This window comes from Streptomyces sp. NBC_00358 (assembly GCF_036099295.1).
Classification (GTDB): domain Bacteria; phylum Actinomycetota; class Actinomycetes; order Streptomycetales; family Streptomycetaceae; genus Streptomyces.
Map to the genome: position 1 here is coordinate 2,099,287 of NZ_CP107976.1, position 25,994 is coordinate 2,125,280.

Here is a 25,994-nt window from a genome sequence, read left to right on the forward strand (position 1 = left end):
CGGCTCACCGCCGCGCCTGCACCAGGCGCGGCATGTCCCGGGCCGCCTCCACCAGGAACCACGCGGGCAGGACGGGATTGCCGTCGGCGTCCGAGGCGATGACGCTCTGGGCGACCTCGACGGATATCTCGGCGAGCTGGACGAGCAGGGACTTGGCCCGGTACGCGGTCTGCCGGGCGCTCGCCGGGACGTGGTCGCGGCCGGCGGGGAGTTCCTTGACGAGCCGGCCGCGGAAGGACTCCGCCAGGTAGTAGAGGAGATCGCGGTCCTCCAGGCGGGAGGGCCAGCGGGCGTCACCCTTGAGGATGGCCTCGATGCCGAAGCGGCTGCGCACGATCTTGACGTAGCCGCAGAACGCGACGGCGTGCGCCGGCGTCAGCGTGCCGTGGGCGATCACCTTCAGGGTCTGCTCGTCGACAGCGTCACCGAAGGAGCCCAGGGCGTCGGAGAGCATGTGCCAGGAGCGCGGCGTGGAGAAGGGTTCCTCGGTCTTCGGCGGCTTGGACCACAGGTGGTCGGGGCGGTCGGTGAGGTGGTCGAGCACCCAGGGGTGGATGTCGTTCGCGGCCGCCCAGACCAGCCAGTCCTTCGGGGAGGCCTCCAGGTGGACGTGGGTGAGGCGGTTGACCAGTGCCGAGGCGATGGGGCGGGCCAGCGCGTTGTCCGTCGAGCGGTTGCCCGCGCCGATCACGATGGAGCCCTTCGGCAGCTCGTAGTCACCGATACGGCGGTCGAGGATCAGCGAGTAGAAGGCCTTCTGCACATCGGGGGTCGCCGCGTTCAGCTCGTCCAGGAAGAGGCAGTACGGCTCGTCACGGGCGATGGCCTGCGGCGGGCAGAAGACGGAGCGTCCGTCGCGGATCTGCGGCACGCCGATCAGGTCCTCGGGTGCCAACTGCGTGCCCAGCAGGCTCACGCACTCCAGCCCGAGCGATTCGGCGAACTCCCTGACCAGGGAGGACTTTCCGATGCCGGGGGCGCCCCAGAGGAAGACCGGCCGCACGGTGGCGAGACCGAGCAGCAGCTCCGGAATACGGGCGGGAGTGACGGTGACGACTGCCTGCACAGGCGGGCTCCTCGAAGGGGGTGCGAGAGGGGGTGCGAAAAAAAAGGGGGGTGGGGGCGGGTGGCACGCCTGCGAAGGCGCGGCGTGCGATGCCCACAGTGTGGGCGTGGCCGTCCGCCCCCCGCCTCCCATTTTCCGGCGGACGCGCCCGCGCCCCGTGACCTTGCCGAGCCCCGGCCCGTCGCCGCGGCCGGGCGGCCGCTCTCTCGTTCCCGGCGTCCCGCTCCCGGCGGAGCGCCGCTCAGGCCGCCTGCTCGTCCGGGCTTGCCGGCAAAGGCACTTGGGGTCCGTCGCACTCGCGCAGCCAGCGGCTCAGTACGTCGTGCACCCGCTCGGCGCCGACGAGTTCGGTGTCCGCGCCGACGAACTCGGTCTCCGTGAGCGCGAGTTCGGTGTTCGGGCCGACCGGCGTCGACAGGGCCACCGGGGAGAGCAGGAAGGGCCGCCCCTGGGCGCCGCCGAGGCCACCGTGGGAGCCGATCTGCTCCTCGAAGGCGAGGACTTCGCCCTCGGCGGGGTCGTACCACGAGTTGACCATGATGTCGGCGGTGTGCGGGAAGGAGTGTGTGCGCCGCACGGCGTCGGCGGCGCCGGGGCCGAAGTCGGCGAGGGGGCCCGGGTGTTCGTCGTCGAGGCGGTCCACCGGCACCTCGGCTCCGTGCGCCCCGAGCACGAGCCCGCCGTGCTCCTCGCTGCGGACCAGGAGGAAGCCGACCCCGGGGTGGTTGGCGAGCGTGGACAGCAGCGCGGGGTGGCGGCGGTCGATCTCCTCCCGGCTCATCCGGTGCGGAACGTCGGGGAAGGAGACGAGACCGAGGTTGCCGGAGGCCAGGACGAGGGGCTCGGAGCGGCGCCCGGACGGCCCGAGCCGCTCCTCGCGCTCCTCGACCGGCCTGCGCAGCGCGGCGCGCACGGCGGTCCGCGCCTCGGCTCCGCTGTGGGTCCTCCGGGCCTTGCGGGGCACGGGCAGCCCGCAGCCGGCCCGGACCAGATTGCCGAGGCTGAGGCCGTAGCGGGCCAGGAACGTCTCACCCGGGCTCTGGCCGTGGTCGGAGAGGACGACGATCCGGTACGGGCGCGGGGCGTGCTCGGCGACCTTCTCGATCAGCGCGAGGGAGCGGTCGAGCCGCTGCAGGATCTTCTCGGTGTCCCGGCTCCGCGGCCCGGAGTGGTGCGCCACCTCGTCGTACGCCACCAGGTCCGCGTAGACCGCGTTGCGCCCGGCGAGCAGGTCGCCGATCACCGCGGCGACCACGACGTCCCGCTCGACGACCGTCGCGAAGGCGCGGACGAACGGGTACAGCCCGCCGCGCTTGACGCGGGGCCGTCGCCGCTTCAGGCGGGCCCAGGTGGACTGGCCCGTCTCCCGGAAGACCTCGGCGACGAACGACATCGCCGTACGGACGGCGTTGGCCGGGTCGGAGAAGTACGCGAAGTAGCCCGCCCGCGAACGGTTGTCCCGTCCCCTGCGCGCGGCCACGGACAGCACCAGGGCGAGCTCGTCGGCGCCGCCGCTGAAGAGGTTGCCGCGGCTCGCGCCGTCGGCGGTGAGCAGTCCCCCGTCGCCGGTGTGCTCGACGGCCCGGCGCTGGAGTTCGGCGGCGCCGGCCGGCCGGTTGCAGACCATGACCTCCTCGGTGTCCTTCTCGTACCACCGGAAGGCCGGGACGTCGTGGTTGCTGCCGTGCAGGATGCCCAGTTGGCTGGCGCCGGTCTGGCTGGACCAGTCGGTGCGCCACGGGGTGAGGCGGTGGGTCGGACGGGTACCGCCCAGCCACCGGGCCGCGGTCGGCATCAGGCCCTTGCCGATCGCCTCCAGCAGGACGTCGTGCCCGACCCCGTCGAGCTGGAGGAAGACCGCACCGTGCGTCGAGGGACCGGGCTGCCCGGCGGCGCGTCTGCGGCGGCGGTCGGCGAGACGGTAGAGCCGGCGGCGGTACGCGTCGTCGTCCCGTACGGCGAGAGCGGCGCCGGTGGCCGAGGCGACGGCGGACATCACGGCGGCCACCACGACGGCGGTCTCGGGGGCCGCCTCCCCGTGCCCGGAGGGGTTGAGCCGCAGGGCGATCAGCAGCAGCGAGCCGTTCAGGAAGAAGACGAGCAGGCCGAGAACCAGGGCGGGGACGAGCAGCAGGGCCCGCACGAGCAGGGGCCACACCAGCGAGGACAGAAGGCCGAAGACGCCCGCGCCCGCCGCGGCGGTGACGGCGATCCGGGTCGCGCTGTCCCCGCCGGCCGACTGCAACCGGAAGTCGGGCAGCGCGCCGGCCAGGACGAGCATCGTGACCGTGGACGCGGCCCACACCGTGATGCTTCGCCCCACCGCGCTGGCGAGGCGCCGCCACCGTCCTCCGTCCACGCCCAGCCCACCTCACGTCCCGGCCCGCCCGGTCCGCGCGGCCTGCTCCCACCTTGTCACAACGGCCGGAGAACCCCAGAAGTCCCCAAAAGCCGCAGGCAGTCCCCCGGAGCCTCCGCCGCGGCCCTCCCGCGGCGCCCGGCCCGGCCGAGGGATCAGCGGCCGTCGTACCCGGCCGTCGGCATCGACAGACGGCGGTGGACCCGGGCCTTCATCTGGGCGTCGTACGACGGTTCGGCGGTGCCCACGGTCTCGACGCGCACACCGCGGCGCACGCACTCGGCGGTGAATTCCTCGACCGAGGCGAGCGCGCGCTCCAGGACCCGGTGGCTGGGCGCGACGAACAGGTCCACGAGGCCGGCCTCGACGTCCGCCCACAGGCTGCGGTGGTCGGGGCGCAGCCCGCGTACGAGGAGTTCGCGCGTGACGACATGGCCGTGCTCCGCGGCCCAGCGGGCACACATCGCGTGCTGGCTGCGGGAGTCGACGAGGAAGGGGTCCTCGTCGAGCTCCTCCAGAGGTGTCAGGCTCGCGATCGCCATGACGCGAAGCGACGGGGCGCGTGGCGCCGGGGCGCTCCACTCGTGCGAGCGGTCGAGGGCGTGCGTGCCGGAGGCAGCGCGTGCGTCTCCCATGGCGTCCCCCTCACCTCCGGGTTTCGCCGCCGACCCTACTCCTGCCCGTAGGCTCGGGGGGAGTCGCGCGAAGGAGGTAAAGAGGTGCCGGTGGAGATCACCTGGTGGGGGCACGCCACCTGCACGCTGGAGGACTCCGGGACGCGTGTGCTCACCGATCCGCTCTTCGCGCGCCGGCTCGCGCACCTGCGGCGCAGGCGCGGGGCGCCGCCCCCTCCCTCGGCGGCGGTCGCCGACGTGGCGCTCGTCTCCCATCTGCACGCCGACCATCTGCATCTGCCCTCGCTGGCCCGGCTGGCTCCGGGCACCCGGCTGCTCGTGCCGCGCGGCGCCCCACGCTCGGTGCCCGGACTGCGCAGGCTGGACCATCTGCGGATCACCGAGGTCGCGCCCGGTGACCGCACCCGGGTCGGTGACCTGGTCGTCCGCACGGTTGCGGCACGGCACGACGGACGGCGGCTGCCGATCGGACCGCACCGCTCCCCCGCCGTGGGGTACGTGGTCGAGGGCGAGGCACGGACGTACTTCGCCGGGGACACCGGGCTGTTCGCGTCGATGGCCGAAGAGGTCGGAGCGGTCGACGTGGCCCTGCTGCCGGTGGGCGGCTGGGGTCCGTATCTGGGCGAGGGCCATCTCGACGCGGGGCGTGCCGCCGAGGCGCTCGCCGCGCTGCGTCCGCGGAGCGCAGTGCCGGTGCACTACGGCACGTTCTGGCCCATCGGGATGGATGCCGTGCGCCCTCATGAATTCCACGCGCCGGGCGAGGAGTTCGTGCGCCTGGCGGCCGAGCGCGTGCCCCAGGTGGCGGTGCACCTCCTGGGGCACGGCGAGAGCGTGCGTCCGGAGGCCGCTCGGTGATTCCCTGGCCCGCCGCGGGGGCGGTGGTTCCCTCTCTGCTCCGGTCGGTCGGGGGCTCCGCTCCGGTGGTGTTCCTGTCCGCCACGGCCCCGGCCGTGCCACCGGAGTCCACCCAGCAGGCGATCGGGTATCCGTCCCTGTTCCTGCTGGTGCTGATCGGCGCGCTGGTACCGGTGGTACCGACGGGTGCGCTGGTGAGTTCGGCGGCGGTGGTGGCCTTCCATCGGACGTCGACGTCGCCCTTCGCGCTGCTGATGGTGTTCCTGGTGTCCTCGGTCGCCGCCTTCCTCGGCGACATATCGCTGTACTGGCTCGGTCGGCGCGGCATGGGTTCGAAGAACGGGTCGCGCTGGCTGGAGGCGATCCGGGTGCGCGCGCCCGAGGACCGGCTCGCTCAGGCGCAGCGCAAACTCGGCGAGCACGGCATCGCCGTCCTGGTCCTGTCGCGCCTGGTGCCGGCGGGCCGTATTCCGGTGATGCTGGCCTGCCTGATGGCGAAGATGCCGATGCGCGTCTTCGCCCGCGGGGACATCCCGGCCTGTCTCGCCTGGGCGGCGACGTACCAGATCATCGGCATCCTCGGCGGCTCGCTCTTCCCCGAGCCGTGGGAGGGCGTGGTCGCGGCGGTGGCCCTGACCCTCGCGATCAGCGCGGCGCCGAGCGTGTGGCGCAGGATCCGCAGGACGTCGGCGCCCTAGGAACCCTCGTCCTGAAGGCACGGTCACTCCAGGACCCGGGAGCCTCCCACCGCCAGGTCCCGCAGGTCCTCCCGGGCCAGGCCCGCCCGTTGCCAGGCTGCCCGCACCCGTCGCAGGGGCTCCAGCACCGGTTCCGCGGAGAGCACGAACGTACCCCAGTGCATCGGTGCCATCCGCCGCGCTCTCAGGTCGACGGCCGCCCGCACCGCCTCTTCCGGGTCGCAGTGCACATCGCTCAGCCACCAACGGGGTCGTCCGCGCCGATGGGCAGGAGAGCGAGGTCGATCCCCGGATGGCACTGCCCGATGCGGCCGAACCAGTGGCCGTATCCGGTGTCGCCCGCGAAGTACACCCGTTGTCCGCCGGGCGCCGCCAGGACCCAGCCGCCCCACAGCGAGCGGCAGGTGTCGGTGAGGGTGCGCTTGGACCAGTGGTGGGCGGGGACGAAGTCGAAGCGGACGCCGTCGAGTTCGGCCGCCCCCACCAGTCCAGCTCGGTGATCCGGGTGAACCGACGCCGTCTGAACCACCATCCGAGTCCGGCGGGGACGAACACCGCGGTGTCGCGCGGGAGTCGGCGCAGGGTCGGTGCGTCCAGATGGTCGTAGTGGTTGTGGCTGATGACGACCGCGTCGACGCGTGGCAGGGCGCTCCAGGCCACGCCGACCGGGGTGATCCGGGCCGGGGTGCCCACGATCCTGCGGGACCAGACCGGGTCGGTGAGCACGGTGAGCCCGCCGATCCGGATCACCCAACTCGCGTGTCCCGCCCAGGAGACGGCGACCGTACGGGCCTCCACGCGGGGCAGCGGTCCCGGCTCGAACGGCAGCAAGGGGATGTCGGCGAGCCCCTCGGCCCCCGGCCGCAGGGCGCCCTCGCGGGCGAAGCGCGCGAGGGCGCGGAGCCCCGGCAGCGGCGCGGTCAGCCGGTCCACGAAGGACCGGGGCCAGACACGCCGTTCGCCGAGCGGGCGCGGCTCGGGGAGCGGGGGCGGCTCCGCGAACGGGCGCGGCTCGGGGAGCGGGGGTGCGGGTGGAAGGAACGCCGGGTGTCCCGGTGCCTGGGCGGCGGGTGGCGGCGGGGGATCGCCGGTGTCCTGGGTCGTCGTGCTCGGGGCCGACTCGGACTGCCGCGTCATCGAGGGGACTCCCATCGCTGAGCATCGTCGCGGAGATCGTCGAAGGCCGACCCCAACAGGGTCAACGCGCTGTGCACATGCGGCAGTTCCAGTGGATCGGAGGAGGCGAGCGACTCCTCCCGCTCCTCGTCCGAGGAACCGAGCAGGGGCCCGGTGCCGAGGCGGACCCGGAGCGCGGCGAGGTCGTCGCCGAAGCGGTGTCCGCCCGGCGCGGGCATCCCCAGCCGGGCGGACAGGTAGTCCTCCAGGTCCTGCGCGTCGCCGACACCGTGCGCGCCGAGGGCGGTGCGCAGTGGCCCGAGGTCGACGTACAGGTGTCGGCCGGCCTGCGGGGGGCGCACCACGGCACCGGCGGCGCCCACCAGGCGCTGCGCGGCGTCGGCGACGCGGGCGTGCAGGCGTACGGCCGCCGTGAGCCGCCCGGTGATCGCGGCGGGCTCGCCGAGCGCGTACGCGGCCGCCGCGGCGACCGGTTCGGCGACGCGCGCGCCGAGCACGGTGAGCACGTCGAGGACCCGGGAACGCAGCAGAGCGCCCGCGTCGTTGCCGGGGAACCGGGCGACGGCGGCCGGCCAGCCCTGCGGCAGGAAGGCGCCCGCGAGGTCCGTGATCACGGTGACGTCGTCGGGGAGCATCTCGGCGGGGCTGAGCAGCACGGTGTCGTGCGGCCGGTGCAGGGTGTCGCGCCAGGTCTCGTCGCTGACGATGTGCAGTCCCTCGCCCGCCGCGGCCTCCACGGTCTCGTGCACCACCTCGGGCGGAGCGACGGTCGCGGTCGGGTCGTCGGCGACGGACAGCAGGAGCAGACGCGGGTCGCCGCCCTCCGCGCGGACCCTGCGGACGGTCTCCAGCAGGGCGTACGGATCGGGGACGCCGCCGCACTCCGCCGGCGTCGCCACCCGGAACACGGATCTGCCCAGCAGCCGTGCCTGCGGCGCCCACCACGCGGCGCACGGGCGGGGCGCGAGGACATCGCCGCCGATGGCTCCGGTCAGCGCCAGCAGCAGCGCGGGGGCTCCGGGGGCGGCCACCACCCGGTCGGGTGCGGCGGGCAGCCCGCGCCGGGTCCAGTAGCCGCGGGCGGCGTCGAGGAGCGCGGGGCCGCCGCCGAACAGCGCGGCGTCGGAGCGGCCCGCGGCGTCGGCCAGCACGGACCGGAGTTCCGGCAGCACGGGCAGGCCCTGGTCGGGCAGCGGCGGCCCGTAGCGGACCGGTCCGTGGCCTTCCGGATCCGTCCGCCGCATACCTGCCTCCGCACCGTGGGTGCTGCCGTGCCCTGTTCCGGAGCCTGCCTGTCCGTACGGTTCCGGGTGTTCGTGCCCCCGCCCGCGGTTCACCCCGCGCGGACCGCCGTCCCGCGCCGTGGGCCTCTCGGCTTCCAGCGGCATGCCGTCCCAGGAGTGTTCTCGCAAGGGTCCTCGGAAGTGGTCTCCGGAGGGGGCTCCGCAGGGCTGGCGGGAGAGCTGTCGGGAGGGCTGTCCTGAGCGTGCCCGTCACCCCGTCGCCCGTCGACCGTCGCGCCGTCGACCGTCACCGTGCCGCCCGCCCGGCTACGCCCGCCGCCGGTGCGGTCGGCGCAACCGGTGCAGCCGATGGGCGGCCCCGCCCAAGGCCCCGGCGATCAGCACACCGCCGGCGATCAGGGCGGGCACGGAGTCGGTGAACACGCCGCCCTCACCGGCCCGCACACCGCGCTGGACGGTGGGGGGACGCTCACCCGCACCGGTGCCCGCGCCGGTATCGGCACCGGCCCCGCCGTCGGGGCTGTGCGTCGCCGTGCCACCCCGCGCCACGGAGTACGACGCGGTCCACTGCTTCCCGTGACCGCCCTGCGGCGCGGGACAGACGCCGTCCACGCTCCACCGCCCGTCCGCGCCTCCGGTGCCGGGTCCCGTCGTGTCCGGACCGGCCTTGTCCGGGGCCACCGTGCCGGGGGCCGAGGTGTCGGGACCCACCGAGTCCGGGCCGACCGTGTCGGGACCCACCGTGTCGGGTCCGACATCGTCCGGGCCCACGGTGTCCGGACCGACGGTGTCCGGACCGACGGTGTCCGGCCCCACCGTGTCCGGCCCGACGTCGTCAGGGGTCGCCGGGTCCGGTACGACCGGGGCGCCGGCGACGGGAGCGGGTGCCAGGGCATCGGGTGCGACGGTGTCCGAGCCACCGGGGTAGGCACTCACCCCGTCCGCGCTCCCCACGTCGGACTCCTTCGCGACGAGGTTCTTCGCATCGGACGTCTTCGCGTCGGGATTCTTCGCGTCGGAAGCGCCCGACGCGCCGGAGCCCGACCTGTCGGAGCCCACCGGGCCGGGACCCACCGTGTCGGGGACCACCGTGTCGGAGCCGATCCCCGCGTCGGACCCCGTCGCGGCGGGATCGCCCAGGGTGTCGGACGCTCCCCCGGACTCGCCGGAAGGGATGTGCGCCGTACCGCTGTAGGAGGCGGCGCCGGCGGTACCCGGGTCGGTGTCCTCGACGCGGTGCAGTTGGACCTTGCCCTCCTCGAAACCCTGGGAGCTGGCGTCGATCAGGTCGGGCGGGGTCCCCGTGATCGCGTCGCAGGTGACCGTGATGGTGACGGTGCCGCCGGGTTCGACGGAGCCCGGACTGACCTGCGCGGCCGGATCCGCGGACGCGCCCGACGCGGCGGCGCCCAGGGCTGCGCCGGCCAGGGCGGTGGCGTACAGGGCACGGGCGGTACGGCGCATGAGCGGGGCTCCTTCGGAGGGGCTGCGGTCCGAGGGCCACGGCCGTCGTGCCCCTCGGGCCCATCAGAGCCCGCCGGGCCGCCGGGCGCGAACGGCCGGGCACCATTCGCGGGACAACAGGGCCCGTGCGGGTGACGTCGCCGGGGTCGGCGGCCGGTCCCCGCGTACGGCGTCCTCCGTCCCCCGCCCCGATTCCCGCCGCACGTCAGCCGGTCCGGGAGACCAGTTCCTCCCCCAGTCCGTGTCCGCGCTTGTCGACGACGGACGCGGCGACGTCGGACAGTTTGCGGTTGGTGCCCTGGGAGATCCGGCGCAGGACCGCGAAGGCCCGGTCCGCGTCGCAGCCGAGAACGTGCATCAGCATGCCGCACGCCTGGTCGACGACCGGCCGGGAGCGCAGCGCGGCACCCAGCTGGTCGAGTTCGGTGAGCGCGGCGCGGTACGAGCGGTCGCGGACCAGGCAGGTGGCGGCGTGGTCCCCCAGCGTGCGGGCGGCTCCGTGCGGGGCGTCTTCGAGGGCGCCGGGCCGGAAGCTGTAGAGGCTGAGGGTGACGGTCAGCCCGGAGCGGCGGAAGGGGATGGTCACGCTGGAGCGGACTCCCGCGTCGAGGGCCATGGCCCGGTACCCGGGCCAGCGCTCCTCGGTCAGCAGGTCCGCCGAGTCGACGGGTTCGCCGCGTTCCAGCGCGGCCGGGATCGGTCCGTCGCCGGAACGCAGTTGCACCGAGACGAGTCCGGCGAGGTCGGGGTGGGTCACCGCGGCGGGCCGGTCCCGGCCGCCCTCGGACACCAGGCTGCTGGCGCCGCAGCAGTCCGTGACGCACCGCGTGGCCTGCTCGGCGAGTTCCGAGAGACGCCTCCCGGGAAGCGCCGACTCGGGTGATTCCGTTCCCAGACGGTCGAGTTGGCCGGTTTCCGGCACGGCTCGCTCCTCCTCCCCTCTCCTCCTGTTCTCCTCTTCTCCTCCCTCTCCGCGCCTTCCCGCTCATCCACGCCGAAAACGAGTACTCCGCCCAGGCCGGAACCAAGTGCCCTCACCTGCGCCGAAGAAGTCCGGCCTGTTCCGCCCCCGCCCCCCGCGACATGCCCCGGCCGGGTTACGTTCGTCGCATGGCGCAGACGGACGAATTCGGTGAAGAACTCGCGGATTTCGTGCGCCGCGTCGCGGAGTTGAAGGCGGCGCGTTCCGTGCCCGCCCAGGAACTGCCGACGGTCCTCGACGCGGCCATCTTCGAACTCGACCATGTGGCGGAGCAGTTGTGGCCGGCGTTCCAGCGGCTGTCGGCGGCCGGTCCCTCCGGGATCGGTTCGGTGGACCGCCAGGAGCAGCAGCTCCTGAAGGCGCTGTTCCAGCGGGTGCCGGTGCCGGTCGTCCTGGTGGACCGCGAGAGCGTGGTGCGCCGGATGAACTTCGCGGCCACCTCGTTCACCGGCGTCCGGGCCGGTTACGCCACCGGCCGGCCGCTGACCGGTTTCCTCGCGCACGCCGACCGGGCCGCGTTCCGCTCGCAGGCGGCGGCGGTGGCCCGCGGCGAGGGTGACCGCGGGCTCACCGTGCGTCTCCAGCAGGGGCCGTCGGTGCCCGTACGGGCCACGCTCGCCGCGCTGCGGCCCAGCGGGGAGCCGCGGACCGCCGTACTCGTGGTGCTCCAGCCGGCGGGCGAGGGGAGTCCGTCGGACGTCTACGGGTCCGCGGAGCCGTCGGGGCCGGACGCGCCCGCGCGAACCGTGCCGAGCCTCTCCGCGAGTACCCGGCACGCGATGCTGATGGACCTGGTGGACGCCATGGCCACGGCGCTGCTCGGCTGCCCGGACGAGGACCGTTCAGCGGTGCTGGACCGGGCGGCCGGGGTGCTGCACGGGCGGTTCGCGGACTGGGTGGTGGCCGACGCAGGGGACGGACGCCTGTCGCGTACGGCCGTCCTGGGCCCGCGCGGGTGCGGCGAGGAGGTGGCGGCGGTGGCCGCGCAGGATCCCGCCGCGTGCCCTCTCGTCGCCGAGGCGGTACGCGGCGGGTCCACGGCCCTTCAGGTGCGCCCCGAGGACCCGGACGCCTTCGGCCATGACGTCTCGGGCGCCCCGGTCCTCGTCCGCGCCGATGTGACGTCCTTGCTGTGTGTTCCGCTGCCCGGCCCGTCCGGTTCCGTACGGGGGGTGCTGACGCTGTTCCGGAGCGGGAGCCGGCCCGCCTTCTCCCTGGCCGAGGCGCAGGCGATGGACGTGATGTCCCGTCATGTCGCCCTGCGGCTCGCGTGGCCGGACTGAACTACCGGCCGGCTCCCGAGCCTTCGCCCGCCGGGGACCACGGGTCGGCCCTCAGGCGGCGTCGCGCATGATCTGGTCGCGCAGCTGGGTGCAGCAGCGGCTGATGAGGCGGGAGACGTGCATCTGGGAGATGCCCAGTTCGTCGGCGATCCGGCTCTGGGTCATGTCGCTGAAGAACCGCATGTAGAGGATGGCGCGCTCCCGCTCGGGGAGGGCCTGGAGCCGGGGCTTGACGGCCTCGCGGTCGATGACGGTGTCGAGGGCCGGGTCGGGTGAACCGAGGGCGTCGCTGAGGGAGTAGCCGTCCTCGCTGCCCGGCAGTTCGGCGTCCAGGGAGAGCGCGGTGAAGCTCTCCAGGGCCTCAAGACCCGTCAGGACGTCCTCCTCGGTCATACGGGCGTGGTCGGCGATCTCGGCGACGGTGGGCCGGCGGCCCGAGATGGTCTGGGACAGGTCCTGGTTGGCGAACCGGACCCGGTTGCGCAGGTCCTGGACCCGGCGTGGCACGTGCAGGGTCCACATGTGGTCGCGGAAGTGGCGTTTGATCTCGCCGGTGATGGTCGGCACCGCGTAGCTCTCGAAGGCGTTGCCGAGTTCGGGGTCGTAGCGGTCGACGGCCTTGACCAGGCCGAGCGACGCGACCTGGCGCAGGTCCTCGTAACTCTCGCCGCGGCTGCGGAAGCGGCCCGCGAGCCGTTCGGCCATCGGCAGCCAGGACTCGACGATCTCCGCGCGGAGGGCGTCGCGCTCCTGGCCCGGGGGAAGCACGGCGAGCCTGCGGAATGCCTCGACGGTGTCGGGGGCGTCGTCGTGCGGATGGTGCGTCGCGCTCGCTTGAGTTCGCATGGTGCGTCGCAACTCCCTTGATGGTGCCGTGTGATGGACAGTCATCGTGGGAACGCACCCGTGCGCCGGACGGGTACACCCATGGCGCGGATAGCCGCTCCCACGGACGTGCCTCCTGTCCGAAGCACTGCAACAGCGTCTGCCCCGCGCCATGCGGGACAAACACCTTGTCATTGTCTCCCATGCCGGGCTGTCCGTCCTCCCGGGACCCTTCAGGGGCCGGGGGCGGCCGGGCGCGGGACGCGGGATCACGGACCCCGGGCGGCGCGTGCCCTCAGGGCCGGCGGCCGACCAGGCAGAGGAGCTTCGTCTGGACGTCGGCGCCGGGCGGCGGTTCCTCGGGGGCCGCGAAGAGTCCGCTCTTCTCCAGTTCGGCCGCGTGCGGGGCGACCTCCCGGACCGCGAAGGCCAGCAGATCCTCGGGGAGCCGTTCGTCGGCGCCGATGGCGCGGGACAGGTCCCAGGTGTGGACCGTCAGGTCGGTGACCAGTTGCGCGCAGTAGTCGCCCGCTTCCATGTCCCCGAACGAGAGATGGACCGTGCGGTCCAGGGCGCCGGGTTCGGCGAACACGGCACGGGCGGCGTCGGCCACCTCGTCCCAGGCGGCGGCCGGGTCGGGGCCGAGCAGGTCGCCCTCCAGGCTGTCGCCGACCGCGTCGACGGTCGCGCCGTCCCGGACCAGTGCGGGTGCCCACGCCTGCTCGGAGACGAGGTGGCCGACGAGGTCGCGCACGTTCCAGTCGGTGCAGGGCGTGGACGCGTCCCACTGGTCGGCGCGGATCGCGTGGACGCGGCGGCCGAAGAGGTCCAGGGCCTCCGCCTGCCGGGTCAGGATCGAATGCGGGTCGGTCATGCCGGCGGCACCCCCGCGGGGCCGCGCTCCCGGGCGCCGTCACGGGTGCGGCCCGCCGAGACGGGCCGGCGCGGGTGGCGGCGCAGGTACTCGCCCTCCAGCTGGGCCATGCGCACGTTGTGGGTGTGCAGCGCGTCGTTCGAACCGTGCAGCAGCGTGTCGTGGCGGGTGCGGTGGATGGCCTCCAGCTCTTTCATGAGCTGCTGGTCGTCCAGCCGGTCCGGGTCGACTCCGGTCATGGTGCTACCCCGCTCGTCGTGGCCGTCGGTGCGGTCCGGTCACTCGCCGGGGGCGACAGCGCCCCGGCGGCGTCCGGGAGGGAGCCTTGGATCGAGACCTTCTCCCACCACTCTACGAACATCCGGGGTGCCGGGCCTCCCCGAAGCCCGGCCCGGCCTTCGGCGCCCCACCGGGCCCGGGGTCCGCGGGTCCCGGGGTCTACCGGGCCCGCTCCACGCGGCGCTCGTCCCACACCGGCTCCTGGGTCTCCCGGACGCGGCCGTCCGAGCCGAAGACCAGGTAGCGGTCGAAGGAGCGGGCGAACCAGCGGTCGTGGGTGACCGACAGGACCGTCCCCTCGTACGCCTCAAGACCCTCCTGGAGGGCCTCGGCGGACTCCAGGTCGAGGTTGTCGGTCGGCTCGTCGAGCAGCAGGGCCGTCGAGCCCTCCAGTTCCAGGAGCAGGATCTGGAAACGCGCCTGCTGGCCGCCCGACAGCTTCTCGAAGCGCTGCTCGGCCTGGGCCGTCAGCTCGTAGCGGCGCAGCCGGGACATCGCGGCCCCGCGGTCCTGCGAGTGCTCGGTCCACAGGATGTCGAGGAGCGTGCGGCCCTCCAGCTCCGGGTGGGCGTGCGTCTGCGCGAAGTGACCGGCCACCACCCGGGCACCGAGTTTCCACTCGCCGGTGTGCGCGACCTCGCCGCCCGCGAGCAGCCGCAGGAAGTGCGACTTCCCCGAGCCGTTGGAGCCGAGCACGGCGACGCGCTCGCCGTAGTAGATCTCCAGGTCGAAGGGCTTCATCAGGCCGGTGAGCTCAAGTCCCTTGCAGGTCACGGCCCGTACCCCGGTCCGCCCGCCGTGCAGCCGCATCCTGATGTCCTGCTCGCGCGGCGGCTCCGGCGGCGGTCCGGCCTCCTCGAACTTCCGCAGCCGGGTCTGTGCGGCCGCGTAACGGGAGGCCAACTCATGGCTGATGGAGGCCGCCTGACGGAGGTTCAGCACCAGTTTCTTGAGCTGGGCGTGCTTCTCGTCCCAGCGCCTGCGCAGTTCCTCGAAGCGCGCGAACCGCTCCTGCCGGGCCTCGTGGTACGTCGCGAAACCGCCGCCGTGCACCCAGGCGTCCGCGCCGGCCGGACTCGGCTCGACGCTGATGATCTTCTGGGCGGCGCGGGAGAGGAGTTCACGGTCGTGGGAGACGAACAGCACGGTCTTGCGGGTCTCCTTGAGCCGCTCCTCCAGCCAGCGCTTCCCCGGTACGTCGAGATAGTTGTCCGGTTCGTCGAGCAGCAGTACCTCGTCGGTGCCGCGCAGCAGCGCCTCCAGGACCAGGCGCTTCTGCTCGCCCCCGGACAGGGTCCGCACCAGCCGCCACTGCGCCTTCTCGTAGGGGACGCCGAGGGCGGCCGTCGTGCAGATGTCCCAGAGGGTCTCGGACTCGTACCCCTGGACCTCGGCCCAGTCGGAGAGCGCCTGCGCGTAGCGGAGCTGGGCGGCCTCGTCGTCCACGGTCATCATCGCGTGCTCGGCGGTGTCCACGGCCTTCGCCGCCTCGCGGATGCGGGGCGGGGCCACGGAGACGAGCAGCTCGCGCACGGTGGTCTCGTCGCGTACGGACCCCACGAACTGCCGCATCACCCCGAGCCCGCCGCCCACGTTCACGGTCCCGCCGTGGGGCTTGAGCTCCCCCGAGATCAGCCGCAGGAGCGTGGTCTTCCCGGCGCCGTTGGGCCCCACCAGGGCGACGACGGCCCCTTCCCCCACCCGAAACGACACATCGCCGAGCAGCGCCCTCCCGTCGGGAAGGTAGTACTCAAGATGTGCGGCTTCGAGATGTCCCATGGGCAGGCATTCTCCGGGGAGCCGGGGCGAGGGGCAAACGCGTATGCGGCGGGGGCCCGCGGCGAGGGAGCGGGAACCGCCTGATCCGGGGTAGACGGACCCGCATGACACCGACCCCAGATGTCGACCTCACCGCCCTGGTACCGGGCCGCCATGTCCTCAGGGACCGGCTCCTCGCCGTGGACTGCCGGATCTTCGAGACGGTCGCGGCGCGGCACTGGCCGGGCGCCGACCCCGTGCTGCCGCGGCTCAGCCGCGTCGCGAACCACGGCGTCCTGTGGTTCGCGACGGCAGCCGCCGTGGCGGCGAGCCGCACCCCGCGGGCCCGCCGGGCCGCCGTGCGGGGCGTCGCCTCGCTCGCCCTGGCCTCCGCCACGATCAACACCGTCGGAAAGCGCTCGGTGCGCCGCACCCGCCCGGCGCTGGACCCGGTCCCCCTCGTCCGGCAGCTGAAGCGGCAGCCGATCACCACGTCGTTCCCTTCGGGGCATGCCGCCTCCGCCGCCGCCTTCGCGGCGGGGGTGGCGCTGGAGTCCCGGGGCTGGGGCGCGGTCGTCGCCCCGCTCGCCGCGGGGGTCGCGCTGTCCCGCGTCTACACCGGGGTCCACTTCCCGAGCGATGTCCTGGCCGGTGCGGCCCTGGGCGTCGGCGCCGCATACGCGGTGCGGGGACTGGTGCCCACCCGGGACCAGGCGACCCCGCCCGGCCGGCCGCGCACCGACGCCCCCGCGCTGGCCGAGGGTGAGGGCCTGGTCATGGTGGCCAACACGGGCTCGGGAAGCTCGGAGCGGGTCGGCGCGCTGGTCGGCGCGTTGCCGCGCGCGGAGCTCGTGGAGTGCGAACCATCCGACATACAGGAGGAGTTGGAGAAGGCGGCGACCCGTGCCCGGGTGCTGGGCGTGTGCGGCGGCGACGGCACGGTGAACGCCGCGGCCGAGGTCGCCCTGCGCCACGGCATCCCCCTCGCCGTCCTGCCCGGCGGCACACTCAACCACTTCGCCCACGACCTCGGCGTGGAGGGCGAACGCGATCTGGTCCGCGCGCTCCAGGAGGGCGACGCGGTCCGGGTGGACGTCGGCCGGTTCGTGTCCGGCGGCACGAGCGGCATCTTCCTCAACACCTGCAGTCTGGGCATCTATCCGGAGCTGGTGCGTGAACGGGAGAACTGGTCCAACGTGATCGGCAGTTGGCCCGCGGGCGTTCTGGGCGCGCTGCGCGTTCTGCGCGCCGACCACCACCCGCTGCGGGCCGAACTGGGCGGCCGTACCCACCCGTTGTGGCTGCTGTTCGCGGGCAACGGCACCTACCACCGGATGGGCCTGGCGCCCGCCCGCCGTTTCGACCTCGCGGACGGCCGGCTGGACGTACGGGTCGTCCACGGCGGCCGCCATCCCGCCGTGCGTCTGCTGGCGGCCGCCTTCGCGGGCCCGCTCACCCGCTCCCCCGCCCACGCCGCCGTACGGGTCGGCCGGCTGCGCATCGACGGCGTCGCGCCCGGGACGCTGCTCGCCTACGACGGTGAAGTCACCGAGGTGAGCGGCGAGGTGACCCTGTTCAAGAGCCCCGAGGCGCTGACCGTCTACCGCCCGCTCCCCGCGCACTGACACCTTCCCGGCGCCCCGCGATCACCCAACACCCCACGACACATGTCCACATGGCAAGATGCGGGTCTCGTCATTCGACATGAGCGCGTACGGTGATGCCATCGCCTCGCGGAGTGCGCAGACGCCCGCCGAGGCCCCGTACCACGTACGACGAGAAGGGGACCGGTCATGTCGAAGTCGCGGGAGACCGCCGTCTACACCCACGGCCACCACGAGTCGGTGATGCGCTCGCACACCTGGCGCACCGCCGCCAACTCGGCGGCGTACCTGCTCGACTCGCTGAAGCCGCACATGCGCATCCTCGACATCGGCTGCGGCCCGGGCACCATCACGGCCGACCTGGCCGAGCGGGTCCCGGACGGGCATGTCACCGGCGTCGACCACGCGCCCGCCGTCCTGGACCGGGCGCGCCAGGTCGCGGCCGAACGCGGCCTGCGCAACGTCGAGTTCGCGGTGGCCGACATCCACGCCCTGGCGTACCCGGACGACACGTTCTGCGTGGTCCACGCCCACCAGGTGCTCCAGCACGTGGGCGATCCGGTGCAGGCGCTGCGCGAGATGCACCGGGTCACCAAGCCGGGCGGGCTCATCGCCGTCCGCGATGCGGACTATTCGTCCATGACCTGGTACCCGCCGGTGCCCGGCATGGACGACTGGCTGGATCTGTACCTCCGGGTCGCCCGTGCCAACGGCGGCGAGCCCGACGCGGGCCGGCGTCTCAAATCATGGGCACTGGATGCCGGCATCCGGGACGTCACGGCCACGTCGAGCACCTGGACCTTCGCCACCGAGGGCGAGCGGGAGTGGTGGAGCGGCCTGTGGGCGGACCGCACCCTGGCCTCGTCGTACGCGGAACGCGCCACGGAGGGCGGCCACGCGACCGAGGAGCAATTGCGGGCGGTCTCGGACGCCTGGCGGGAGTGGGGGCGGCAGGAGGACGGCTGGTTCTCCGTGCTGCACGGAGAGATTCTCTGCCGAAACGAAGCCTGATCCCGCGGTATCGGGAAACACGGAAAGCAGGAGGTTCACACTATGGTTCCCATCCTGCTGGTTCTGTTGCTTGCGCTGGTTCTGTTCGGTGCGGGATTCGCGCTGAAGATTCTCTGGTGGATAGCGCTGGTGGTCATCGTCCTGTGGCTGCTCGGATTCCTGGTGCGCGGCACGAGCGCCTCCGGAGGCAGGGGTCGCTGGTACAGGTGGTAGGCCTTTCCCTTCGGGGAGAAGAGTCCCTCGGCGGCCCGAGGTCCGGAACGGTTCCGGACCTCGGGCCGTGCTTCGCGCCCACGTCACACCCACTTCAGGCCCACGGCGTATCGCTCGTGCTTCACGCCCACGGCGTATCGCTCGTGGAGCGCGTGAGGCCGGTGAACCCCGTGAGGCCCGTGGAACCCGTGAAGGAGTACGCCGCCCACGGACCCGCGAGCTCCACCCGCACCGCCGGCTCATCGCGCGCGCTCGCGTTCACCCGTTCCACGAATTCCTCCGATTCCGCGCGCGACACCAGATAGGCCGCATCGAGAACCTCGGTGTCCGCCCCTGGAGAAGACGCGGGATTCAGCGGGGTGCGCACCCGGGTTTCCTCGGCACACCGGGAAAGGACATCGTGCAACCGGCGCGTGAATTCGTCCGCGCTCACCAAGCATTTCCCGGAACTCCCAGAAATCCCAGAACTTCCGGAACTACCGGTAGCTCCGGAACTCGCGGAACTACCGGAAAGAAACACCTTCACATCCCATTCCACCCGGCCGTCGAGCCGGTCGAGCGTCCGCAGGAAAACCTCCCTGCGTTCGTCCATCATCACGCGTACGCCACTGTCGTCCCGGAGCACGGTGGCGAGCCGGAGCGGCAGCGGGCTGGTGACGGCGGTGAGCGAGTCGATGACGCTCTGATGCGCCCTGGCCGTCGCCTCCAGCCAGGGGACGTCCTCCAGCCGGCGGCGCAGCGGCTCCGCGGCGAACTCCCGCTCCGGGACCGAACCGACCACGGCGATCAGGTCGCGGTGGCGCAGCAGCCTGGGCGGGACGCCCGCGATCCCCGTCAGTTCGGCCGACAGCGCTGCCGGGAAGGGGCGGCAGATCGCGTAGACATAGCGCAGAGCGCACATGGGTCTCCTCCCGCGGTTCTCCTCGCTCCGGCTCGGTGAACCGGTCGCACGACTCCCGCTCCCGCCGGCTTCCGCTCCCACCGACTCCTCTCTCCATCGGACGCATGGGGGCCGGGCCCATCGGGCCCGTGCCGGACGGCGGGACCGCACCCCGCGTCCTCCGCCCGGCAAGACCGCCGGCGCGCACCGTCCGCGTACTGACCATGGTGCCCACCGGACTCCGGTCAGCGCACCACGGCCGTCCCGACCAGCAGTCGGGCCGCCGCCGCGATCGACTCGGCGTCGATCCCCGCGGCGTGCAGTTGCTCGGCCGGGCTCGCGGAGCCCGGCATCCCACGGACGGCGAGGCGCACCAGGCGGGGCACCGGGCGGCCGTCGGTGAAGGCGTCGAGCACCGCGTCCCCGATGCCGCCCTCCTCCCGGTGGTCCTCGACGGTGACCAGGCAGCCGGTCTCCTCGGCGGCCTCGCGCAGGGTCGCGCGGTCCACGGGCTTCACGGAGTAGAGGTCGATCACGCGGGCCTGGATGCCGGCGCGGTCGAGCTCCTCGGCGGCGGCCAGAGCCTCGTGGACGGTGACACCCGCCGCGACGAGCGTCAGCCGGTCCCCGGAGGAGGCGCGCAGCACCTTGCTTCCGCCGACCGGGAACTCCTCGGTGGCGCTGTAGACGACGGGACTGTCGCCGCGCGAGGTGCGCAGATAGCGGACGCCTTCCAGGTCCGCCATCGTGGCGACGAGCTTCGCGGTCTGGTTGGCGTCGCACGGGTACAGCACGGTCGAGCCGTACACGGACCGGAACATCGCCAGGTCCTCCAGGCCCATCTGCGAGGGCCCGTCGCGGCCGATGGAGACACCCGCGTGCGAGCCGACGAGGTTGATGCCGGAGCCGCTGACGGAGGCCATCCGGACGAAGTCGTGGGCGCGGGTGAGGAAGGCGGCGAAGGTCGAGGCGTACGGCACCCAGCCCCGCGCCGCCATGCCGACGGCGGCCGCGACCAGTTGCTGCTCGGCGATGTAGCACTCGAAGAACCGGTCGGGGTGTTCCTTGGCGAAGAACTCCGTGCGCGTCGAGTCGCCGACCTCGCCGTCCAGGGCGACGATGTCGCCGCGGGCGGTGCCGAGCGCGGCGAGCGCCTGCCCGTAGGCGTCCCGGGTGGCGATCTCCTCGCCGGTCTCGTAGCGCGGCAGGTCGAGGTGTCCGGACCCGGACGCGTGCACCGTCCGCGCGGCGGTGGGCCGGTGGACCTCCACACGCCGGTCGTGCACACCGCCGAGCTCGGCGATCGCCTGCTCGGGGTCCGGCAGCGGTTTGCCGTGCAGGCCCTCGCGGTCCTGGACGGATGCCACGCCCTTGCCCTTGAGGGTGCGGGCGAGGATCACGGTGGGCCGGTCGCCGGTGGACTCCGCCTCGGCGAAGGCGTGGTCGATCGCGTCCACGTCGTGGCCGTCGGTCTCGACGGTGTGCCAGCCGAACGCCCGGAACCGGCGCGCGTACGCGTCCAGGTCGTGCCCGTGCCGAGTCGGCCCGCGCTGGCCCAGGCGGTTGACGTCGACGATCACGACGAGGTTGTCGAGTCGCTCGTACCCGGCGTGCTCGGCGGCCTCCCATACGGAGCCCTCGGCCAGTTCGCTGTCCCCGCACAGGACCCAGATCCGGTATCCGGTGCGGTCGAGCCGCTTGCCGGCGAGCGCGATGCCGACACCGACGGGCAGTCCCTGGCCGAGCGATCCGGTCGCGGTCTCGACCCAGGGCAGCCGCCGGGGTGTCGGATGGCCTTCGAGCCGGCTGCCCGCCTTGCGGAAGGTGAGGAGTTCGGTCTCGCTCAGGGCACCTGCCGCCTTGTACGCGGAGTACAGCAGGGGTGAGGCGTGGCCCTTGGAGAGGATGAACCGGTCGTTGCCGGGGTGCTGGGGGCGTTCGAAGTCGTAGCGCAGATGGTTGGCCAGCAGGACCGCCATCAGATCGGCGGCGGACATCGACGAGGTCGGATGCCCGGAGCCAGCGGCGTCCGCGGCCCGAACACTGTCGACGCGCAATTGCTGTGCCAGATCGATGAGTTGACGGGTGTTCATGTCGCTCCTTCCGAACGCCTCGCGACGCCGAGGATCCTGGGACGCGAACGGTCCGCGCCCGCCGGGTCCACCGGGTCCGCTGCTTCGGCCGCTTCAGTCGCTTCGGTCGCTTCGGTCGCTTCGGTCGTCTTCCCCGCCGTGGGCGCCCCGGCCACCCTCGCCAGCTCGGGCGAGGCGGTGCCGAGCGGCACAGACCAGGAGCGGACGAGCCCCAACTGCACTGCCTGGCGCGGCAGTACGGCGTCCAATAGCCAGTCGGCGGCGACCCGGACCCGGTTGGCGGGCATGGCGGCGAGGTGATAGCCGCGGGTGACGGCTGCGGCCACCGGCCCCGACAGGGGAACGCGCAGTGGATTGGCCGCCGCCTTGACACCCCCGAGGTCGACCGTGAACCCCAGGTCACGGTGGCGGTAGGCGCGGCGCTCGCCGAATCCGAGCGAGGCGGCGACGTTGCGGCCGGCGATCCTCCCCTGGCGCCAGGCGTGCTGGGCCGTCATCGGTGTGTACTGACCGGGCTTCTCCAGATCGGGCACCGCCGCCGCGTCACCGCAGGCGAACACCTCGGGGTGGCTCGGTACTTGGAGATGGGGATCGACGAGGAGCCGCCCCCTCTCCAGGGGCCGCCCGAGCCCCTCGACCAGCGGATCGGGCCGGACTCCGACACACCACACGAGGGTCCGGGTGGCGACGAACTCCCCGTCGCTGAGCCGGACTCCATCGGCGGTGGCCTCCTCGACCGACGTCTTGACGCGCACGTCGACGCCCCGCCGGCGCAGGACGCGGTCGGCGGTGCGCGAGAGCCCCTCGTCCAGTTCCGGCAGCACACGCGGGGCGACGTCGAGCAGCAGCCAACGCGGCCGCGCCCCTTCGCGCAAGGACCGCCTGCGCACCAGCGCGTCCGTGAACAGCTTTCCCTGGGCGGCGACTTCGGTCCCGGTGTACCCGGCGCCGACGACCACGAAGGTGCGGCGCGCGGCACGGCTCTCCGGGTCGTCCGACGCGGCGCCGAGCTCGATCTGCCGGGTCACGTGGTCGCGCAGGTAGAGCGCCTCGGGCAGTCCCCGGAATCCGTGCGCGTGCTCGGCGACACCGGGTACGGGCAGCAGTTTGTTCACGCTGCCGACGGCGAGGACGAGCCGGTCGTACGTCAGGGTGCCGCTGTCGCCCTCCGGGCCGTCGTAGCGCACGGTGCGCGCGTCGAGGTCGATCCCGTCGGACGGCACCTCGCCGAGCACCAGGCGTACGTGGGGCAGGGTGCCGGCGAGTGAGACGGTGACACGGCGTGGCTCCAGGACACCGGCGGCGACCTGGGGCAGCAGCGGCAGATACAGGAAGTAGTCGGTCGGGTTCAGCAGGGTGATGTCGGCCTTGTGCCGGACCAGCCGCGACAGGACGCGGGCCGTCCGGTACCCGGCGAAGCCGGCACCGACGATCAGAATGCGGGGTCGACTCACGGTGCTCCTCTGACGGAATCGCTCGTCGTACGGGGCTTTCCGCGTCCCCCCGGCCGGGGCGCCCAAACATGGGCACCTCCGACTTTTCGCCGGACCGGGTCACCGTGCCCGGCGGAGCCACACCTCGGGATCGTCGGAGAGACCCGGACCGGTGGCCGTACCCCGGATGTCGGGCGCCCCGGACGGGATCGGCGGGTACGGCACGCCCAGCCCGCCGGGCGGGGAGGCGGGCGCGCCGCCGCCGATGACCCGGCCGGGAGGCGTGAGTTCGTGCGCCCGTCCGGTCGTCGGCCGGGGCGCGGACGGCCGGGCCATGCCCCGCAGTACGTGGGCGACGGCCCCGAGCACCGCCGCGACGATCAGGGCGGCGGTCCAGCCGGGCAGCGCCGACGCGAGCGCCAGACCGAGGGCGAGCACCAGGGCGGCACCCGCGTACAGCCCGGCGGCCCCCGAAGCGGCGTACAGCGCGGCCGTCCGGCGCTGTTTACGCGTCTGCTCGCGCAGTTCGTCCCGGATGGTCTCACGGGCCACCATGGTGAGTTCGTCGACGAGTTCCCTGTCCAGATGCTCCAGATGTTCCAGGTGCTCGATGCGCTTCATGGTGTGCGGGTACCCGGCCGACCGGACACCTAACGGGAGGACCGCGGACACCGGAACGACCTGCGACGGGAGGACCGCGGACACCGGGACGGCCTGCGACGGGCGGATCCCGGGGCGCCGACAGGACCGGCGCGGGGTGGATTCCTGGTGTCCGCGGCGATCGTCCGAAACGATCTCCTCTTCCCCGCGCCCCCAACTACGCTCGTCCTCATGGAGATTCTGGGAGCCACGCTGCGCGTCTGCGTCGACGACCTGGAGACTGCGGTCCCCTTCTACGAACGGCTCGCGGGCGGCAGAGCGCTCCGCTTCGAGCGCGGCGGTGTGTCGGTCGCCGCGATCGGCTGCTTCCTGCTGATGAGCGGGCCCGAGTCCGAACTCGACGTGCTGCGCAAGGTCGCGGCGACCATCGCCGTGCAGGACGTCGAGGAGACGGGCCGGGTGCTCACCGGCCTCGGCGCCCGCGTCGTCGCGGGCCCGGTGGAGACACCCGGGGGCCGCAACCTCATCGCCGTGCATCCCGACGGGTCGGTGTACGAGTACGCGGACCGCCGCGGCTGAGACGCGCCGGGTCCGGGACGCGACGGACCCCGGTTGTTCCGCCCGCCGTGCGGTGGAACAACCGGGGTCATGCCCAGGCACGGTCAGGGCGTGGACGGAGGCCGCATGCGGAAGTCGTAGCCGGCCGGCAGGGGTTCGTCGCTCAGCCGGGACCAGAGCCGGTCGATGGTCTCCGCTCCCTCCCGCAGGTCGGCGACCTCGAAGCCCGCGTCGAAGACCGCCCGCGCGTCGTCGCGGCGGCCCTCGGCGAGCAGCAGTTCGGCCTCGACGAGGCGGAACCGGCCACGGTCCCGGGTTGCGGGGTGCAGCCGCTCCCACACGGCGCGCGCCTGCGCCGGACGGCGGGCGGTCAGCAGAGCCTCGACGGTTTCACGGCCGAGCGCGGCCGTGGCCGCGGTCCACCGTTCCCCGTCGTCGCGCCGTTCCCGGCACAGATCCTCGAACGCCTCGGCGTAGCGGTCGGCGGCGCGTTCGTGGTTGCCGCTCTCCTGGTCGGCCACGGCGAGGCAGCGCAGCAACGGCCAGAGCGACGGGGCGAGTTCGAGCGCACGCTCCCAACTCCGCACGGCCTGGGCGACGTCACCGGCATGCCACTGGGCGACTCCGAGGTGGTACTCGGCGATCGGTGCGGCGGGCGCCGTCTCCAGCATGTCGCGCCAGTGGGACGCCACCAGTGTCTCGCCGGGCGGCCCGACCCGGCGGGGCTCAGGGAACGCGCCGGACCGCAGGAGTTCCCGCCAGGGCGCCTGGTCCTCGCCGAGTGTGCTCTCGTCGAAGGGTGTACCGGGCAACTTGTGGGCTGCGCGCAGGACTTCGAGCGCTCCCCAGCCGGATCCGGCGGCGAGCACCTCGCCGGGCTCGGTGTCGGCGTGCGGCAGCCAGGCGGCGTACGCGGCGTCGACCGCGTTCCGTGACAGGGCGCTCTCCAGCCGGTCCTCGACGTCCGCCCGCGCGGCCTCCCAGTCCGCCCCGTGCGCGGCCTCCGCGCTCACGGACAACGGCCCGTACGCCTCCAGCCAGGAGACCTCGCTCTCGGCTTCGAGCCGTACGTGTTCGAGCTGGGTACGGGCGAGTCCGGCCTGGATCTCGCAGTACCCGCCGGTCCCCGGCTCGGTGAGCCACTCCTGCCAGCGCCGCCCGCCGGGCCCCGAGCCCCAGACGAACAGCTTGCGCCCGCGCAGGACGTCGGTGGACGTCTGGACGAGCCCCTCGCCCGCCTCGTCGACCGCGGCGATCCAGCGGCGCCGCCCGTCGGGCACCTCGTAGAAGTAGTCCGCCGGGAACGTGCTGTTGAGCGGGTACGTCCGGTCGGTCCCGTCGTACTCCGGCACGGGCACCCGGCGCAGCCGTCGCTCGTAGCCGAAGTGCCAGGCTTCCTCGGCCGGGGCGATCACCCTGCGCTCCTCGGGGACCGCGATGTTGGACCACCAGTACAGCGGAGCGGGCTTGTCGTGCGGATTGCGGACACGGACGCCGACGTGGAGGAAGTCGGAGCCGTCCGGCAGCCACAGGTCGACCTGGAAGGGGAGGTCGCGCAGCCGTTCCCATTCCCACAGGCGCAGCATCTCGCCGCCGTCGGGGGCGGGAACGCGGGCGGCGTGGACGGGTGAGCACGACAGGGTGGTGTGCCCGGTGGCGCCGATGTTCCACTCGATGCCGCCGGAGAACCAGGCACCGTTGAGGGCGAAGCAGGCCGGCTGGAGCACCGGGTTGCTGTAGAGGAGTTCCGTCGCGGTGGGTTTGTGGAAGAGCGAGACGATACGGCCGCCGAACCCGGGCAGCACGGTGGCGCGCAGCCGGTCGTTCTCGATCACGATCGTGTCGAGTTCGCGGAGCGGGCGTTCTCGCTCGTACCCGTCGCGTATGCGCTCCGGGAGCACGCTGCGCAGCGGCTCGTACCCGATCTGCCGGGCCATGTCGCGCGGCAGACCGACGCGGTCGCGGTCGTCGATGGTGTGCATCTCGTCGAGGGGCCGCAGCGGCGGCAGCGGGTTGCTCGGGCCCAGTTCCGCCGCCGGGAGGGGCAGTACGTCACGTCGGATCGTCGTCACGATGACCATGGAACATGGTCATCGGCCTGCTGACCAGGGTATCCGCTCGTCGGAATCAGGTCAGGATT

22 protein-coding genes and 1 pseudogene are annotated in these 25,994 nt (G+C 73.3%); 7 read left to right on the forward strand and 16 right to left on the reverse strand.

The features are described from left to right. Positions 1 to 4: 4 nt before the first annotated feature. From OHT01_RS08725 to OHT01_RS08735, 3 genes are all read right to left on the reverse strand, one after another. Complete coding sequence (locus OHT01_RS08725; RefSeq protein WP_328552555.1) at positions 5 to 1,066, reverse strand: ATP-binding protein; 1,062 nt, start codon at positions 1,064 to 1,066, stop codon at positions 5 to 7. 241 nt (positions 1,067 to 1,307) lie between these two features. Further along, on the reverse strand, positions 1,308 to 3,425 hold the full coding sequence (locus OHT01_RS08730; RefSeq protein WP_328552556.1) for an alkaline phosphatase family protein: 2,118 nt from the start codon (positions 3,423 to 3,425) through the stop codon (positions 1,308 to 1,310). Positions 3,426 to 3,580: 155 nt separating this feature from the next. Further along, positions 3,581 to 4,060: a hypothetical protein gene (locus OHT01_RS08735; protein WP_405915678.1), complete on the reverse strand. Its 480-nt coding sequence runs from the start codon at positions 4,058 to 4,060 to the stop codon at positions 3,581 to 3,583. Positions 4,061 to 4,144: 84 nt separating this feature from the next. On the opposite strand from OHT01_RS08735, the gene OHT01_RS08740 reads away from it, so the two are divergent. Continuing rightward, the gene (locus tag OHT01_RS08740; protein ID WP_328552557.1) at positions 4,145 to 4,918 is read left to right on the forward strand and encodes an MBL fold metallo-hydrolase; all 774 of its coding nucleotides are present in this window, start codon (positions 4,145 to 4,147) and stop codon (positions 4,916 to 4,918) included. Positions 4,919 to 4,983: 65 nt separating this feature from the next. Further along, complete coding sequence (locus OHT01_RS08745; protein ID WP_328558060.1) at positions 4,984 to 5,616, forward strand: DedA family protein; 633 nt, start codon at positions 4,984 to 4,986, stop codon at positions 5,614 to 5,616. Positions 5,617 to 5,639: 23 nt separating this feature from the next. Here the strand turns inward: OHT01_RS08745 and OHT01_RS08750 are convergent. The 4 genes and pseudogenes from OHT01_RS08750 to OHT01_RS08765 form a co-directional block, all read right to left on the reverse strand. Continuing rightward, positions 5,640 to 6,753 (reverse strand): annotated as a pseudogene (locus OHT01_RS08750) (MBL fold metallo-hydrolase). Then, entirely contained in the window at positions 6,750 to 7,997 is a 1,248-nt protein-coding gene (locus OHT01_RS08755; RefSeq protein ID WP_328552558.1) for an aminotransferase class I/II-fold pyridoxal phosphate-dependent enzyme, read from the reverse strand. Before OHT01_RS08755 ends, OHT01_RS08750 begins: the two are co-directional and overlap by 4 nt. A 306-nt stretch (positions 7,998 to 8,303) precedes the next feature. Further along, positions 8,304 to 9,461, reverse strand: coding sequence for a hypothetical protein (locus OHT01_RS08760; RefSeq protein ID WP_328552559.1), 1,158 nt, complete (start codon positions 9,459 to 9,461; stop codon positions 8,304 to 8,306). A gap of 205 nt (positions 9,462 to 9,666) precedes the next feature. After that, positions 9,667 to 10,383 (reverse strand): ANTAR domain-containing response regulator, encoded by a 717-nt coding sequence (locus OHT01_RS08765; protein ID WP_328552560.1) that lies wholly within the window; start codon positions 10,381 to 10,383, stop codon positions 9,667 to 9,669. A 188-nt stretch (positions 10,384 to 10,571) separates the two neighbouring features. Between OHT01_RS08765 and OHT01_RS08770 the strand changes: the two genes are divergently transcribed. After that, positions 10,572 to 11,726: a PAS domain-containing protein gene (locus OHT01_RS08770; RefSeq protein ID WP_328552561.1), complete on the forward strand. Its 1,155-nt coding sequence runs from the start codon at positions 10,572 to 10,574 to the stop codon at positions 11,724 to 11,726. Between the two features lie 51 nt (positions 11,727 to 11,777). Here the strand turns inward: OHT01_RS08770 and OHT01_RS08775 are convergent, their stop codons facing one another. The 4 genes from OHT01_RS08775 to OHT01_RS08790 form a co-directional block, all read right to left on the reverse strand. Then, the gene (locus tag OHT01_RS08775; RefSeq protein WP_328552562.1) at positions 11,778 to 12,572 is read right to left on the reverse strand and encodes an RNA polymerase sigma factor SigF; all 795 of its coding nucleotides are present in this window, start codon (positions 12,570 to 12,572) and stop codon (positions 11,778 to 11,780) included. A gap of 274 nt (positions 12,573 to 12,846) precedes the next feature. Continuing rightward, entirely contained in the window at positions 12,847 to 13,425 is a 579-nt protein-coding gene (locus OHT01_RS08780) for a TIGR03086 family metal-binding protein (protein ID WP_328552563.1), read from the reverse strand. Continuing rightward, positions 13,422 to 13,664: a DUF6158 family protein gene (locus OHT01_RS08785; protein WP_261705022.1), complete on the reverse strand. Its 243-nt coding sequence runs from the start codon at positions 13,662 to 13,664 to the stop codon at positions 13,422 to 13,424. The genes OHT01_RS08780 and OHT01_RS08785 overlap by 4 nt, the downstream gene beginning before the upstream one ends. Positions 13,665 to 13,863: 199 nt before the next feature. Further along, the gene (locus OHT01_RS08790) at positions 13,864 to 15,483 is read right to left on the reverse strand and encodes an ABC-F family ATP-binding cassette domain-containing protein (protein ID WP_328552564.1); all 1,620 of its coding nucleotides are present in this window, start codon (positions 15,481 to 15,483) and stop codon (positions 13,864 to 13,866) included. Positions 15,484 to 15,587: 104 nt separating this feature from the next. Between OHT01_RS08790 and OHT01_RS08795 the strand changes: the two genes are divergently transcribed. The 3 genes from OHT01_RS08795 to OHT01_RS08805 all read left to right on the forward strand — a co-directional run bounded on the left by OHT01_RS08795 (position 15,588) and on the right by OHT01_RS08805 (position 18,290). Beyond that, positions 15,588 to 17,087 carry a bifunctional phosphatase PAP2/diacylglycerol kinase family protein gene (locus OHT01_RS08795; protein ID WP_328552565.1) on the forward strand — a complete coding sequence of 500 codons (1,500 nt, stop codon included), beginning with the start codon at positions 15,588 to 15,590 and terminating at the stop codon, positions 17,085 to 17,087. A 168-nt stretch (positions 17,088 to 17,255) separates the two neighbouring features. Further along, on the forward strand, positions 17,256 to 18,077 hold the full coding sequence (locus OHT01_RS08800) for a class I SAM-dependent methyltransferase (RefSeq protein WP_328552566.1): 822 nt from the start codon (positions 17,256 to 17,258) through the stop codon (positions 18,075 to 18,077). Between the two features lie 42 nt (positions 18,078 to 18,119). Further along, positions 18,120 to 18,290 carry a hydrophobic protein gene (locus OHT01_RS08805; protein ID WP_261705026.1) on the forward strand — a complete coding sequence of 57 codons (171 nt, stop codon included), beginning with the start codon at positions 18,120 to 18,122 and terminating at the stop codon, positions 18,288 to 18,290. Between the two features lie 121 nt (positions 18,291 to 18,411). On the opposite strand, the gene OHT01_RS08810 is transcribed toward OHT01_RS08805, so the two are convergent. The 4 genes from OHT01_RS08810 to OHT01_RS08825 all read right to left on the reverse strand — a co-directional run bounded on the left by OHT01_RS08810 (position 18,412) and on the right by OHT01_RS08825 (position 23,308). Next, positions 18,412 to 19,191 carry a GvpL/GvpF family gas vesicle protein gene (locus tag OHT01_RS08810; protein WP_328552567.1) on the reverse strand — a complete coding sequence of 260 codons (780 nt, stop codon included), beginning with the start codon at positions 19,189 to 19,191 and terminating at the stop codon, positions 18,412 to 18,414. 224 nt (positions 19,192 to 19,415) lie between these two features. Beyond that, the gene (locus tag OHT01_RS08815) at positions 19,416 to 21,263 is read right to left on the reverse strand and encodes a transketolase (RefSeq protein WP_328552568.1); all 1,848 of its coding nucleotides are present in this window, start codon (positions 21,261 to 21,263) and stop codon (positions 19,416 to 19,418) included. Continuing rightward, positions 21,260 to 22,717: an NAD(P)/FAD-dependent oxidoreductase gene (locus tag OHT01_RS08820; protein WP_328552569.1), complete on the reverse strand. Its 1,458-nt coding sequence runs from the start codon at positions 22,715 to 22,717 to the stop codon at positions 21,260 to 21,262. Before OHT01_RS08820 ends, OHT01_RS08815 begins: the two co-directional genes overlap by 4 nt. 99 nt (positions 22,718 to 22,816) lie before the next feature. Further along, positions 22,817 to 23,308: a phage holin family protein gene (locus tag OHT01_RS08825; protein WP_328558061.1), complete on the reverse strand. Its 492-nt coding sequence runs from the start codon at positions 23,306 to 23,308 to the stop codon at positions 22,817 to 22,819. 219 nt (positions 23,309 to 23,527) lie between these two features. Here OHT01_RS08825 and OHT01_RS08830 point away from each other — a divergent pair, with 219 nt between their 5' ends. After that, positions 23,528 to 23,875, forward strand: a complete 348-nt coding sequence (locus OHT01_RS08830; protein WP_328552570.1) for a VOC family protein — start codon at positions 23,528 to 23,530, stop codon at positions 23,873 to 23,875. A gap of 83 nt (positions 23,876 to 23,958) precedes the next feature. Here the strand turns inward: OHT01_RS08830 and OHT01_RS08835 are convergent, their stop codons facing one another. Beyond that, a complete protein-coding gene (locus tag OHT01_RS08835) occupies positions 23,959 to 25,935 on the reverse strand; it encodes a DUF5107 domain-containing protein (RefSeq protein WP_328552571.1) in 1,977 nt (658 codons plus the stop codon). Between the last annotated feature and the right edge of the window lie 59 nt (positions 25,936 to 25,994).